Annotated in this window: 12 protein-coding genes; 3 read left to right on the top strand and 9 right to left on the bottom strand. The window is 72.6% G+C overall.

All coding sequences use genetic code 11. From position 1 onward, the window contains the following. Positions 1-1,009, bottom strand: a 1,009-nt coding sequence (locus ACW0Q9_RS10920) for an endo-1,4-beta-xylanase (RefSeq protein WP_456180175.1), incomplete at its 3' end; no start/stop codon positions are given. Between the two features lie 362 nt (positions 1,010-1,371). Between ACW0Q9_RS10920 and ACW0Q9_RS10915 the strand changes: the two genes are divergently transcribed. Next, the gene (locus ACW0Q9_RS10915; RefSeq protein WP_456180173.1) at positions 1,372-2,211 is read left to right on the top strand and encodes a S1 family peptidase; all 840 of its coding nucleotides are present in this window, start codon (positions 1,372-1,374) and stop codon (positions 2,209-2,211) included. A 46-nt stretch (positions 2,212-2,257) separates the two neighbouring features. On the opposite strand, the gene ACW0Q9_RS10910 is transcribed toward ACW0Q9_RS10915, so the two are convergent. From ACW0Q9_RS10910 to ACW0Q9_RS10890, 5 genes are all read right to left on the bottom strand, one after another. Next, complete coding sequence (locus ACW0Q9_RS10910; RefSeq protein ID WP_456180171.1) at positions 2,258-2,617, bottom strand: hypothetical protein; 360 nt, start codon at positions 2,615-2,617, stop codon at positions 2,258-2,260. A 99-nt stretch (positions 2,618-2,716) separates the two neighbouring features. After that, positions 2,717-3,892 carry a zinc-dependent alcohol dehydrogenase gene (locus ACW0Q9_RS10905; RefSeq protein WP_456180169.1) on the bottom strand — a complete coding sequence of 392 codons (1,176 nt, stop codon included), beginning with the start codon at positions 3,890-3,892 and terminating at the stop codon, positions 2,717-2,719. A gap of 10 nt (positions 3,893-3,902) precedes the next feature. Then, complete coding sequence (locus ACW0Q9_RS10900; RefSeq protein ID WP_456180167.1) at positions 3,903-4,877, bottom strand: SRPBCC family protein; 975 nt, start codon at positions 4,875-4,877, stop codon at positions 3,903-3,905. A gap of 205 nt (positions 4,878-5,082) precedes the next feature. Next, positions 5,083-5,415 (bottom strand): putative quinol monooxygenase, encoded by a 333-nt coding sequence (locus tag ACW0Q9_RS10895; protein WP_456180165.1) that lies wholly within the window; start codon positions 5,413-5,415, stop codon positions 5,083-5,085. A 56-nt stretch (positions 5,416-5,471) separates the two neighbouring features. Beyond that, positions 5,472-6,449, bottom strand: a complete 978-nt coding sequence (locus tag ACW0Q9_RS10890) for a hypothetical protein (protein WP_456180163.1) — start codon at positions 6,447-6,449, stop codon at positions 5,472-5,474. A gap of 307 nt (positions 6,450-6,756) precedes the next feature. Here ACW0Q9_RS10890 and ACW0Q9_RS10885 point away from each other — a divergent pair, with 307 nt between their 5' ends. Further along, entirely contained in the window at positions 6,757-7,833 is a 1,077-nt protein-coding gene (locus tag ACW0Q9_RS10885; RefSeq protein WP_456180161.1) for a DUF6081 family protein, read from the top strand. A gap of 63 nt (positions 7,834-7,896) precedes the next feature. Continuing rightward, entirely contained in the window at positions 7,897-8,202 is a 306-nt protein-coding gene (locus ACW0Q9_RS10880) for a DUF1330 domain-containing protein (RefSeq protein ID WP_456180159.1), read from the top strand. Positions 8,203-8,212: 10 nt separating this feature from the next. On the opposite strand, the gene ACW0Q9_RS10875 is transcribed toward ACW0Q9_RS10880, so the two are convergent. From ACW0Q9_RS10875 to ACW0Q9_RS10865, 3 genes are all read right to left on the bottom strand, one after another. Then, complete coding sequence (locus ACW0Q9_RS10875) at positions 8,213-8,956, bottom strand: N-acetyltransferase (RefSeq protein WP_456180157.1); 744 nt, start codon at positions 8,954-8,956, stop codon at positions 8,213-8,215. A gap of 104 nt (positions 8,957-9,060) precedes the next feature. After that, entirely contained in the window at positions 9,061-12,204 is a 3,144-nt protein-coding gene (locus ACW0Q9_RS10870) for a GH92 family glycosyl hydrolase (RefSeq protein ID WP_456180155.1), read from the bottom strand. A 105-nt stretch (positions 12,205-12,309) separates the two neighbouring features. Then, positions 12,310-13,347: a LacI family DNA-binding transcriptional regulator gene (locus ACW0Q9_RS10865; protein ID WP_456180153.1), complete on the bottom strand. Its 1,038-nt coding sequence runs from the start codon at positions 13,345-13,347 to the stop codon at positions 12,310-12,312. Positions 13,348-13,656 lie beyond the last annotated feature (309 nt).

Genomic DNA, 13,656 nt, shown 5'->3' with positions numbered 1-13,656 from the left:
CCGGCTTCTTGTTGCCGTTGCCGTCGAAGAGCAGCGGGGTGCCGCTGGCCCGCCAGGAGTCGGTGTCCCGGATGCCCCACACGGTGATGCCGGTGCAGCGGGACACGGCCAGGCAGTCCTTGACGACGTTGCCGTAGGTGGTGGCCTGGGTGGTGCCGGAGCCCTCGATGTCGAGCTCGGTGATCTGCACGTCGACGCCGAGGGCGGCGAAGTTCTGCAGGGTGGTGCGGTAGTTGCTCGGGTACGGCGAGCCGCTGTTGAAGTGCGACTGCAGGCCGACGCAGTCGATCGGCACGCCACGTGCCTTGAAGTCCTTGACCATGTTGTAGACGGCCTGCGTCTTCGCCCAGGTCCAGTTGTCGGTGTTGTAGTCGTTGTAGCAGAGCTTGGCGCCCGGGTCGGCGGCCCGCGCGGTGCGGAACGCCACCTCGATCCAGTCGTCCCCGGTGCGCTGGAGGTTGGAGTCCCGGCGGACGCCGCCGCTGTCGGCGAACGCCTCGTTGACCACGTCCCAGGAGTGGATCTTGCCCTTGTAGTGGGTGGCGACCTGGGTGATGTGGTTGACCATCGCCTGCCGCAGGGCGGTGCCGGACAGGTTCTGCGCCCAGCCCGGCTGCTGCGAGTGCCAGGCCAGCGCGTGGCCGCGGACCCGCATGCCGTTGGCCTGCGCGTGGCTGACGATCCGGTCGGCGTTGGTGTAGCTGAACTGGCCCTGGGACGGCTCGGTGGCGTCCCACTTCATCTCGTTCTCGGGGGTGACCATGTTGAACTCGCGGTTCAGGATGCCGACGTACGTGGCGTCCGACAACTTGTTCGCGGCCACCGCGGTGCCGAAGTAGCGGCCCTTCTCGGCCGCCGAGGCGCCGAGGGTCGTCCCGGCGCTGGCGCTGGTCGCCACCGCCACCGTCGCGGCGATCATCGCGACGCCGGCCAACATCGACACCACCGCGGTACGCGGGCGCGACCGGGCCGTCGCGCTCCCGCTGCCGCGGGCGAGCACCTTGTCCATCTGAAAGCCTCTCCTAGCCGTATCGGTGTGGACAGCCCGCCCCGACCACTGCCCGCCACGGTGGTCGGCTCGATGCGCGGCCGCCCGGAGGCCGCGCGGGGTGGGGAGGGTGCTCCCCGCCACCGTGAGTTGATCGAAGCGAATATCTGGGCCGAGACTACCGGAAGCCTTCCGAAAACTTAACGGCTTCGATGGGCCTGGTGCGTTCGGCACGGACTGCTGGCGTGCTGACGTGGTGGTCGCCGCCGCTCCGGAAGTTTCAGCAGCGGGGTCCCGAGGGTGCGGGGGGAGAGGCTTGAAGGCCGGGCGACCGGGGCGGATGCTGAGCACATCGATGCTAGACGATGGAGGAGGCATTCCGGATGCGCCGATCGCTCGCCGTCCTCGCCCTGACCGCCCTGCTCACCGGCATCCCGACCGCCGCGCGGGCCGGGGTCGCCCCGGACCCCGCGCCCACCGGGCTCGCCGCGGTACGCACCGCCGGCACCGCGTGGGGAACCGACCCGGCCAGCGGCCGGATGACCCTCACCGTCGACGACACCGTCACCGGCGCCGAACTGGCCGCGTTGCGGCGCACCGCGGCCCGGGCCGGCGCGGTGCTCCGCCACGAACCCGGTCGACTGCGGACCCTGATCGCCGGCGGCCAGGCGATCTACGGCGGAGGCGGCCGCTGCTCGCTCGGCGCGAACGTGCGCAGCGGCAGCACCTACTACTTCGTCACCGCGGGGCACTGCACCAACCTGGCCGGCACCTGGTACGCCGACAGCGCCCGCACCACGGTGCTCGGCAGCCGGACCGGCAGCAGCTTCCCCGGCAACGACTACGGCGTGGTCCGCTACACCGGCACGGTGGCCCACCCCAGCGCCGTGTACACCTACCCCGGCCAGGTCACCATCCGCGGCGCCGGCACCGCGTACGTCGGCCAGGCGGTCTGCCGCAGCGGCGCCACCACCGGTGTGCGGTGCGGCTCGGTCACCGGCCTGAACCAGACCGTCAACTACGCCGAGGGCTCCGTGTCCGGGCTGATCCGCACCAACATCTGCGCCGAACCCGGCGACAGCGGCGGCCCGCTCTACGTGGCCTCGACCGGAACGGTGCTCGGAATCCTCTCCGGCGGCAGTGGCAACTGCACCACCGGAGGGACCAGCTACTACCAGCCGATCATGGAGGTCCTCGCCGCGTACGGCCTCACCATCCCGTGACCGCGCGGGCGGGGGTGGGGAGACCACCCCCGCCCGGGCCGTCCGCTCAGCCGGCGCAGTTGCTGTTGCGCGCCGGTTGGGTGAGCTTCTCCTGCGTGCCGAACTTCGCGTACAGCCGCAGGTAGCACGGCAGCTCGACGTCGCCGTAGTAGCTGACGACCTGGTTGTCGTAGTGCGTGGTGCCGCTCTCGGTGACCTGCCAGGTGCCGCCGTCGCCCGACTGGATCTCCCAGTAGACGTCTCCCGAGCAGCCCTCCAGGCCCCGGGCCCAGGCGATCATGTTGGCCCCGTTGTAGATCTCGGACTGCACCAGGGTGCAGGCCGCCGCCTGCGCCGGTGCGGCGCCGACGAACAGCCCCGCCGTCAGCAACGCCCCCGCACCGACCGCGGACATCAGCTTGCGCATGGTCCGACCCCTCCAAGGTGGATAGTGGATCACTTCCCCGGAGGGTAGCCGCTGGCGCAAACAAGTTTCAATATCGAGCGGCGTCGTCGTCGGAAACTTTCAGGGTTTGAGCACCACCTTCAGGCAGTCGTCCTGCTTGTTCTTGAAGATGTCGTAGCCGTGCGGCGCGTCGTCGAGCCGCATCGTGTGGGTGATGATGAAGCTCGGGTCGATCTCGCCCTTGCGGACGCGCTCCAGCAGGGGGCGCATGTAACGCTGCACGTGGGCCTGCCCGGAGCGCAGGGTCAGCGACCGGTTCATGAACGAACCCATCGGGAACTTGTCGATGAACCCGCCGTACGCCCCGATCGCCGCGACGGTGCCGCCGTTGCGGCAGGCCAGGATCGCCTCGCGCAGCGCGTGCGGCCGGTCGGTCTCCGCCTTCACCGCCTGCTTCGCCCGGTCGTACGCGTGCAGCGCCGCCGAGGGGTGGTGCCCCTCCATGCCGACGGCGTCGATGCAGACGTCCGGCCCGCGACCCGCGGTCATCTCGCGCAGCGTGTCCAGGACGTCGGTCTCCTCGTAGTTGATCGTGTCCGCGCCGGCCCGGTCGCGCGCGATCCGCAGCCGGTACGGGAACCGGTCGATGACGACCACCTGTTCGGCGCCGAGCAGGAAGGCGCTCACCGCGGCGAACTGGCCCACCGGACCGGCGCCCCAGATCGCCACCACGTCGCCGGGCTTGACGTCGCCCATCTCGGCGGCCATGTAACCGGTGGGCAGCACGTCGGACAGGAACAGCAGCTGCTCGTCCGGCAGGTCGTCGCCGACCTTGAGCGCGCCGACGTCGGCGTACGGGACGCGGACGTACTCGGCCTGCCCGCCCGCGTACCCGCCGGTGAGGTGGGAGTAGCCGAAGATCCCGGCGGGGGAGTGACCCATGGCGGTCTCCGCGATCGCCGCGTTCGGGTTGGAGTTCTCGCACACCGAGTAGAGGCCGCGCTGGCACGAGGCACAGTCCCCGCAGGCGATGGGGAAGGCGACCACCACCCGGTCGCCGACGCGCAGCCCGTCCCGTGCCCCGGGGCCCAGCTCGACGACCTCGCCCATGAACTCGTGGCCCAGCACGTCGCCGCGCTTCATGGCCGGGATGAACCCGTCGAGCAGGTGCAGGTCGGATCCGCAGATCGCCGTCGAGGTCACCTTGACCACCGCGTCGCGCGGGTTGAGGACCGTCGGTTCCGGCACCTCCTCCACGGCCAGCCGGTTCGGCGCCATCCAGCAGTTGGCCTTCACGGTGCCTCCTTCACGTGGTCCGGTGCGTCGCCAGCGGGCGGGCCGGACGCTGCTTCGCCTGGGTCTGGATGCTCGTGCCGTCGGGCGTACCGTCCGACCGGGTGATCTCGCCGGTCTCGATGACCTGCTTGAACCGCCGCAGGTCGTCGCAGATCTGCTGCTGCGGGTTCTCGCCGAACGCCCTCGCGACCAGGGTGCCGAGGCGGCGGCCGGGCACCGCGTACTCCAGTTCCACCCGCACCTCGGTGCCGTTGCCGCCGGCCGCCCGCGCGAACCGGACGGTGCCGCGGTTGGGCACCCGGGCGCCGTCGACGGAGCGCCAGCGGATGAGCTCGTCGGGGCGCTCCTCGACGATCTCCGCCTCCCACTCCACCGTCCGGCCGGCCGGCGCCTTCGCCGACCAGCGGGTGCGCCCCGGGCCGGTGCTCCGCACCGACCGGAGGTGGTACATGAACCGCGGCAGGTTCTCGAAGCCGTGCCAGAACTGGTACGCCTCCTCCGGGGTGCGGTTGACCGTCACCGACCCGTGCGCGAAGCCCTCCGGGCTGATCCGGCGATCGCGGGTGGCGCGCACCGAGGCGTACAGGTCGAGGGCGGTGATCCCGCCCAGGGCGGCGAGCGTGAGGCCGAGGCGTCGGCGCCGGTCGCCGCACCGGTTGCGGTACGCCTGGCCGGCCGCGGCCAGGTCCAGCACGTCACCCGCCACCCGGGTCCAGGCCCCCAGCCCCGCCCGGCGCGGCACCAGCAGCACCGCGCCGTGGCCGATCTCCCGGGCCCCGGCCGCGCGCAAGACCGTCCGGGCCGTGCGGGAGTCGTCCACGCCGACCGTCCGGGCCACCCGTGATCCCGCGGCGAGCGCGGTCACGCCGAGGCCGAGGCTGAACCAGCCCAGGAAGCGGGCCAGGCCCTCCGAACCGCCGGTCGCCCGTTGGATCCCGAGACCGTCGGCCACCGAGCGGACCCCGAGGGTCGTTTCTCGTGTCATGCGTCGTCACCCCACGTCGAGAAGGGGTCGGTGACCATGGCCCGGTGCGGAGTCCCGCGTCGCCGCCGGTCCCCGACTGGCCGGCGTGCCATTCCCGCAAATCCCCGCCGCACACCTGCCTCGCGCGGCCGGTGCGGCGGCGCGGACGCGGGCCGCGGCACGGCGTGCGGGAGGCCCGCGCCCCGGGGGGACGGGGCGACGGCCCTCAGTCGCCCTCGGGGACGGCCATCTCGCCGAGCCGCGACCAGTCCTGCTGCGGCACCGTCATGTTGACGATCCGGGGCGTCTCGGCCAGGTGCGGCGGGAGGCTGCGCTGCGCCTCGCGGAAGTGCGCCGACTGCACGTGCGCCGCGCCGGCCTCGTCGTCCCGGAACGCCTCGACCAGCACGTACTCCGTCGGGTCGTCGAGGCTGCGGGACCAGTCGAACCAGAGGCAGCCCGGCTCGGCCCGCGTGGCCTCGGTGAAGTCGGCGGCGATCTGCGGCCAGCGGTCGGCGTCCTCCGGCCGGACCCGGAACTTCGCGGTAATGAAGATCATGCGGCTCAGGCTACCCAGGCCGGCGGTGGTCGGCAGCGGCTCGCCGCCGGGCCCGCTCAGCTCTTCGTGACCGGGGCCAGCAGCTCCGACGCCCGCCGGTCGGCGAACGCCGTGACCGCCTGCTGCCCGGCGCCGAAGACGATGGCGACGCCCAGCAGGGCGGCGGTGCTGTTCACCGTGGTCTCCACCAGGCCGCCGATCACCAGCATGATCCCGACGACCGCGACCAGCGGGCCGATCGCCAGCTTCAGCAGGCCCTGCTGGAAGGGCAGCTTGTAGGGCAGGCCGCCGGAGCGCGAGGTGATCATCGAGGGCAGGGCGCTGATGAACGCGCCGAGCGCCCCGGCGATGAGGACGAAGAGGAGCAGCCGCCAGGCCGGCACGCCGGCCGCGTCGGTCGGCGGCTTGAGCAGCTGCACGTCCCGGCTGCGCCACTGCACGAGCACCATGAGCGCCTCGGCCACCAGCGCGAACACCGACAGCCCCAGCATCCGGTTGCGCAACCGGCGCACCGACTCGTGGAACTCGTCCGACACCGCGTGGTAGCGCAGCAGCAGCGCCTGCACCTTGGCCCGGAACCGCGCCGGCGCCGCGGCGTCGGCCGACGCGTCGAAGTCGGTCAGCACCTTGTCGTCGGCCTTCAGGAACTGCGCGGCCGCGCCCTGGTATGCCGGCAGCAGGCCGAACAGCTCCTCCGGCGTACGCAGCTCCACCATGGCCCGCTCCACCGAGTGGATGGTCTGCCAGGCGTACTCCAGGTTGCCGCCCCGCAGCCACGCGACCACCCCGCTGCGGCCGAGCACGGACTCCACGCCGGACAGCTGGGCGCGCAGCGCGGCGACCCGGCCGGCGCTCGCGGCGGCGCGGGCCTCGATGCCACTCAGCTGCTGGTACAGGTCGTCGAGCTTGGTGCGCACCCGCACCTGCGACACCGCCGCAGGGACGACGGACCCGCCGCCCCCGCCGCTTCCACCGGGCGCCGCCGGGGCGGGAGTGCCGGGTGTGGTCTCGGGTCGGGTCTCCTCGTCGATCATGATGGCTGCCCCCCAACCGGCGCGGCTCGGCCGCTGCTCTCCGCCCAGTATCCGCAGGTCAGGGGCGATATGGCCAGGGCGGTTCGGGCAGTTGACAGGTCCCATGCCGCAGTGCTCCCGACCCGACGGTCCACGATGGCGGAACCGGCGTCGCCCCGTCGGGGCCGCCCCGGCGGCACGGCCCGCCGTCCGGGCCGGCGCGCCGCACCGTGCGGTGGATGTCCCACCGGCATCCATCTCCGACGATGGTCCGAGGTGGGCCGGCCGGGGCCGGCGCGGCTCCCGTCACCGCCGTGGGGAGGACGACGTGCGCAGACAGGACTGGCTCCGCCGGGTGGTGGGCGCGGCGACGGTCGTGGTCGTGGTGGGGTGTCCCGGGGTGGCGTCGCCGGCCGCCGCGGCGGCACCCGGGTCACGGCCGAGCGTGGTGCGCTACGACTCGGCGGACCTGGCCGAGTACGAGCGGAAGTGGTCGAACATCTACGGACCGCTGGACGGGGCGACCCGCACCGTCGACGGCGGGGTGCTCACCGTCAGCGACGTGCCGTTCAAGACCGGGGTGGACTACAGCGTCTACGACCACCTCAAGTACATGGCGGTCAGCAACCGGACCTTCCCGGTCCCCCGGCAGGGGTCGGTCGAGTTCTCCGTGGACATCACCGCGCGCACGCCCGGGGCGACCGGCGGGCACGTGGTGCACGGCCGGTACGGTCCGCCCGGCTCCGCCGCCGTCGGCGACCCGACCGCGCGCCCCTACGCCAGCGCTGTGCTGGAGGGCCAGCAGGCGGCGGTGGTGCTCAACATGATCGACTTCTGCACCGGGCAGCTCTTCGACTGGTTCGTCTCCGGCACGCGCGCCTTCCCGCTGATCGAGCGGCTGCCCAGCACGGTCACCGGAAACACCACCGACCCGGACTGCCCGGGCGCCACCGAGGTCGGCCTGGACCGGGCGTACACGCAGATCATCCGGGAGGTGCCGATCACCCCGGGCGTGCCGCACCGGGCGACGATCCGCTACCGGCAGGCCGGCGGGCACGCCAGCGTGACGTACCTGCTGGACGGTGCGGTGGTCGCCCGGGTCGGTGAGGTCGGCGTGCCGCTGGACCGGCAGGGCGTCGCCTACACCGGGACCTATCCGTCGCTGGGCTCCGGCGAACCGCTGGCCGGGAAGATCCGGTCGTTCAGCATGGCGCACGGCCTGTTCAGCCTGCTCGACGCCTTCCCGTTCCAGTACGGCTGCAGCCCGCCGGACGCCGCCGGGCCGGGCGCCTGCGACCCGCGGTACGCCCCCTACAGCGTCTCCATCCCACCCGCGGAACGGGCCTTCGGACAGGGCGCGATAGGCACGTTCCGCAACTTCACCGTCCGTACGGTCGGCCGGTAGGCCGCCGCCGGCTGCCGGTCCGGCGGACAGCGGGGGGCGCGTACCGGTCGGTAGCCTGGGCCGGTGACCGTCTACGCCCTCGCGCAGATCACCATCCACGACCGGCAGCGCTACGACCGGTACGTCGCCGCCTTCCTGCCGGTCCTGGCGCGGCACGGCGGCCGGCTGCTCGCCGCCGACGGGTCCCCGCGGGTGGTCGAGGGGAGCTGGCCGCACGAGAAGGCCGTGCTCATGTCCTTCGACAACCGGGAGGACTTCGAGCGCTGGTCGAACTCGGCGGAATACCGGGAGATCTCCCGGGACCGGGAGGCGGCCACCGAAGGGGTGGTCCTCCTGCTCGACGGGATCGGCCACGCCTGGCCGGCCTGACCGTCCGGCGCTACAGCCGGTGCCGCACCCAGACGTTCGGCTCGACGTAGGCGGCGTGGTCGTGCGCCACGTCGACCAGCACCGGCGCCAGCGCGCCCGGCACCCGCACGGGGCCGCTGGTGTCGAACGGCAGGCCGGTCCACCGGCGCCAGTCGGCGAGGGTGCCGGTGATCGCCATCGACCGGGGCGCGACGCGCTCGATCACCCCGCCGGCCCGGACGTGCACCCGCAGCCAGGGGTCGACCGGCAGGCCGTCGGGGCGGACCCGCGCCGCGTACTCGGTCATCGGCAGGTCGGGCAGCGTGGCCTTGCCGTTCGGACGCACCGGCGCGACCAGGGTGTCGAAGCCCTGCCGGGCGACCGCCTTGCGCATCGCCCCGAGCATCAGCCCGGACACCCCGCCGCCGCGCCGGTCCGGTCGCACGCAGATCTCCAGCGCGGAGACCAGGTTCGGGGTGGCGCCGGTGAGCCGGTTGACGGTCGCGCGTTGGATCACCCGGTCCCAGCCGCCGTCGGGCAGCTCGTCCTCCGTCCAGCGCAGCGGCACGGCGTACGCCCGGGCGACGGCGCGACCCGGCTCGGCCGGGTCGACGGCGGCGAAGACGAACTCCGGGTAGAGGTCGTGGGCGACGCTGTAGTACACCGAGCCCATCGGGTCCCAGAGCATGAACTGCGGCCAGGCGCCGTCGAAGTCGGTGTCGAGCAGCGGCGCCAGGTCGGGGCGCTCCGCCAGGCTCACGATGTCCAGGGTCACGCCGGGCAGGGTAGAGGGCTCTCCGCTCGCCCCGCACACCCTTTTCCGGCGGACCGCGGCCGGTGCCCGCTGGCGCCGGCCGCGGTCCGAGCCGCCGCGCGCGGTCAGGTGCCGAACACCTCGACCTCGTAGAGGCGGGCGGCCACGTCGGTGGTCTGCGTCGGGGTGATGACCCTGACCTGCACGTACCGGCCGTCGACGGACATCGGGTGGCTGGTCACGCCCGCCGTGTTGCCCCGAACCTGGGCGACGGTCGTCCACGCCGACCCGTCGGGGGAGACCTGCAGGTCGAAGTCCCGGGTGTTCCAGGCGGGATCCTCGCCTCCGGCGGCGGCGTGGTGGACGGTGATCGACTGGATCCGGTGGCCGGCGCCCAGGTCGATCCGGAGGGACTTCGTGCCGCCGGCCGCGCACCACTTGTCGGAGTTGCCGCCGGAGGTGCTGCCGTTGACGGCCTTCTCGGGTCCCTCCGTGCTCGCGCACTGCGAGTCGGCGGTGGCGGGCCGGTTCAACGCCAGGTTTGTCGCGCCGGCGGTGCCGTACACCTCGAACTCGTCGATACGGGCGGCGGTGTTGCCGTTGTTGGTGGGCGTGGTGATGCTGAGCCGGACGAACCGGGCCGTCACGGCGGGCACGGGGTGGTAGGTGCGGCTCGCGCGGTTGCCGGAGACCGTGGCGCGGGTCGTCCAGGCGCCGCCGTCGGTGCTGGTCTGGATGGTGAAGTCACCGGTGTTCCAGCCGGTGGTCTCCCCGCCGAGCCCGGCGTGCTTGACGACGAAGGAGCGGACGGTCTGGTTCGCGCCGAGGTCGACCTGGAGGACCTTGGTGCCCGCGGCGAGCGAGCACCACTTGCTGGCACCGCCGAGCCGGCCGTCGAACGCCTTTTCCGGGCCCTCGGCGGTGTTGCACGCGGCCGAGCCGCTGGCCGGCCTGCCGGCGGCCAGGTTGGGGCCCAGGTCCGGTGCGGGGGCCGGCGGGGTGGAGCCGTCGGTGAAGGACGGCGGCACGTCGGCCGGGTCGGTGCCCCACGAGGACGGGGCACCGCCCATCGCGTACGACAGGGTGGCGCCGCCCGCGAGGTCGCCGTAGCGCAGCCAGGTGCGCCGGGTGGCCGCCCCGTTGACGGCGAGACTCTGCACGTACTGGTTGCCCTGGCCCGCGTTGGCGGCGGTGATCTGGACGTCACCGGTCGGCCGGTCCACGAGGATCGACGGGAAGATCGGGCCGTGCAGGGCGAGGGTGTCCGCCCCCGGGGTGGACGGGTACATGCCGAGGGCGGACCAGACGTACCAGGCGGAGGTGGCGCCGAGGTCGTCGTTGCCGGGCAGGCCGCCGGGGCCGGTGGTGAACGACTCGTTCATGATCCGCCGGACCGCGGCGCTGGTGCCGGCCGGCGCCGCCGCGAAGTGGTAGGCCCAGGGGACGCCGTGCTCCGGCTCGTTGCCGATGTAGAAGTAGGGCTGCGACTGGCCGCCGTTGGTCTGGGTGAAGTGGTGGTCGAGCCGCTGCACGGCGGTCTGCCGCCCGCCCATGAGGTCGATCAGGGCGCCGAGGTTGTACGGGACCATCCAGGTGTACTGCGAGGCGTTGCCCTCGACGTAGTTCGACTGGCTGGCCGGGTCGAGCGGCCACGGCCAGGTGCCGTCGGCGTTCCGCGGGTGGACGTAGCCGGATTCGGTGTTGAAGGTGTTGCGCCACCACTGCGCTCGCGCCATGTGGGTGTCGTACGTGGCGGTGTCGCCCAGGGCCCGGGCGAACTGGGCCACCGCGAAGTCGCTGGCGGAGTATTCCAGCGAGTCGGAAGGGTCGCCGTCGATGTAGTGGCGTTGCACGTAACCGCTCTGCCGGCCGCGGATCGGGCTGCCCTGGGTGGTGCCTCCGGCGGAACTCTTCTTCATCAGCGCCAGCGCGGCCGCGGTGTCGAAGCCCCGTACGCCGAACTGGTACAGGCTGTCGACGATGATCGGCCCGGGATCACCGGTCATGACGAACGCTTCGTTGGTGTTGTGCGACCACTTCGGCAGCAGGCCGCCCTGCTGGCCGTCGAGCACCATGGACCGGGCGATGTCGGTCGCCTCGGCCGGCGCCAGGAAGGCGATCAGCGCCGCCCACGACCGGTAGATGTCCCAACCGGAGTAGTTCTGGTAGACCGGGTGGCTGGCCGTGTGGATGGCGTTGTCGAAGCCGCGGTACCGCCCGTCGACGTCGTTGGCCAGGTTGGGATTGATGAACACGCGGTACAGCGCGGTGTAGAACTTCTGCAGGTCGGCGGCGGAGCCACCGGCGACCTGCACGCGGTTGAGGATCGCGTTCCACTCGGCGTCGGCGTTCGCGCGGACGGTGTCGAAGGCGAAGCCCGACTGTTCGGCGGCGAGATTGGCCTGCGCGCCGGCCTGGCTCACGAAGGAGATGCCGACCTTGACCTGCACCACCGGGTTGGCGGCGGTGTCGAAGGTCAGGTACCCGCCGGAGTTGGTGCCGCTGGCGCTCGTGGAGCCGGCCGTGACGGTGCCGCCGAGCCAGGTGCCGACGCCGCTGGGGACGCGGTCGAACTCCATCCGGTAGAAGATCTGGTAGGTCTTGCTGTTGCCGCAGAAGCCGCCCCCGGTGACGCTGCCGGTCACGGTGGAGCCGCTGATCTGGATCGAGCCGGCCCGGCTGCCGGTGGCGCTGCGGCTGGTGTTGACGAGGACCCGGGCGGCGCTGGTCGCGGGATAGGTCAGCCGCAGGATGGCGCTGCGTCGGGTGGCCGACGCCTCGACCCGGGTGTTGCCGTAGTTGCTGAGCACGGCCCGGTAGAAGCCGGCGCGGGCCTGTTCCTGGGCCTTGTCCTGGGTCGCGCGGTAGGAGGTCCACGAGGTTCCGGGCGAGGCGCCGAGCGCGCCGGTGACGGGCAGGATCCCGAGGTCCTCGTTGTTGGCGCAGCCGGCGCCGTTGAAGTGGGTGAGGCTGAACTCCTCGATCTGGGTGTCGCTGAAGCGGTAGCCGGACGGCGAGGCGGTGGGGGTGTCCGGGCTCAGCTGCACCATGCCGAAGGGCTGCACCGGGCCGGGGACGGTGCTGCCGCCGGCGCCACCGCCGACGGGGTTCGGCGCGTTGCTGTCGTCGGTGCCGATGAACGGGTTCACGTACGGGGTGAGGCTGAGCGGCGCCGCTGTGGCGGGCGCGGCGACCGCGACGAGTGCGGACGCGGCGGTGACGGCGGTGGCCGCCAGGGTGAGCAGACGGGACGGGCCTGATCGGAGCATGAGGCGGTCCTCCTTCGAGGCGGGACGACACCGTGCGACATCGTTGTCATCGACAGGCGTCAAGGTCCTGTGTAGAGCCCCGAAGAGGTGCGTGTCAATGGGGGACTAGGAGCCGGCCGTCCCCGCCGAGGTCGGCGGCCGTTCCCCGGATCCACGGGCCAGCAGCCGGGTCGGGATCACCACCTGCCGGGCCGGTCCGCGATCGCCGTCGATCCGGTCGAGCAGCAGTCGGGCCGCCCGCCGTCCCATCTCGTCCGGGTCGTGCGCGACGACGCTCACCCCCAGGACGTCGCCGAGATCCACCTCGTCGAAACCGACCAGAGCCGGCGGGGCGGGGTGGCCGCGCAGGGCCCGCAGGGCGCCGACGGTGATCCGGTTGTTCATCGTGAACAGGGCGGTTGGCGCCGGGGCGCGGCCCAGCAGCTCGAGCACCGCCCGTTCGGCGGTGGCCACGTCGTGCGCGTTCTCCACCAGGTAGTCCGTCCAGTTCGCCACGCCGGCCGCGCGCATGGCCTCGGCGAAGCCGTCCAGCCGGTCACGGTGGGTGCTCAGGCGGGACAGGTCTCCCACCACGCCGATCCGCCGGTGGCCGACCGCGCTCAGGTGGGCCCCGGCCTGCCGGGCGCCGTGGTGGTTGTCCAGCAGGACGGTGTCCGCGGCCAGCTCGACCGGCGGCCGGTCCACGAACACGAACGGGATGCCGTGGCGGTGTTCGGCCGCGAAATGGGCGTGCCCGGTCGCGGTCGAGGCGACCACCAGCCCCCGGACCCGCCGCTCCAGCAGCGCGTCGGCGAGTCGCCGTTCCCACTCCGGATCCTCGTCGGTGCTGGCGGTGATCAACTGCAGGCCCCGCATGCGCAGCTCGCGCTCCAGGCCCCCGGCCAGCCGGGAATAGAACGGGTTCGCCAGGTCGCCGATGAGCAGGCCGACCAGCGTGGAGGTGCTCGCGCCGCGGCGCAGCTCGCGGGCCACCCCGTTGAGCCGGTAGCCGAGCTGGTCGGCGGCGTCGCGGACCCGCGACCGGGTCTCCGGGGCCACCCGGGGCTCGCCGCCGAGGGCCCGGGAGGCCGTCTTGACCGAGACCCCGGACAGCGCCGCGACCTGCGCGAGGCTCGGGCGACCAGCCCTCCGGTCAGCGGTCATGGCCGGAATTATGACACCGCGTGCCGGCGGATCGCCGGGTCGGCCCGGCGTTCGGCGACACGGCGTCAACAGGGCGGGTCCGGGTCACGAAGGTCGCTCGCAAACAGCGGTATACGATGCGCGTCAACGATGTCATGGGCGTCCCGGTAGCACCACGCCGCCGCTTGTCGGCAAGTCCGGGGAGCGTCGCAAAGGTCACTGAGCGTAATGGTCGATATTACCGACTTGTTACGCAAATGAGTGACTTGAGCACTTGCGGAAGGGCTCCGGACGAGATTGGGTTGCCCACGACAACGAAAAGTGAGCGAA

The organism is Micromonospora sp. I033 (assembly GCF_053890995.1).
Note: the sequence above shows the minus strand (reverse complement) of the source record. Positions and strands in the feature narration are given on the sequence as shown.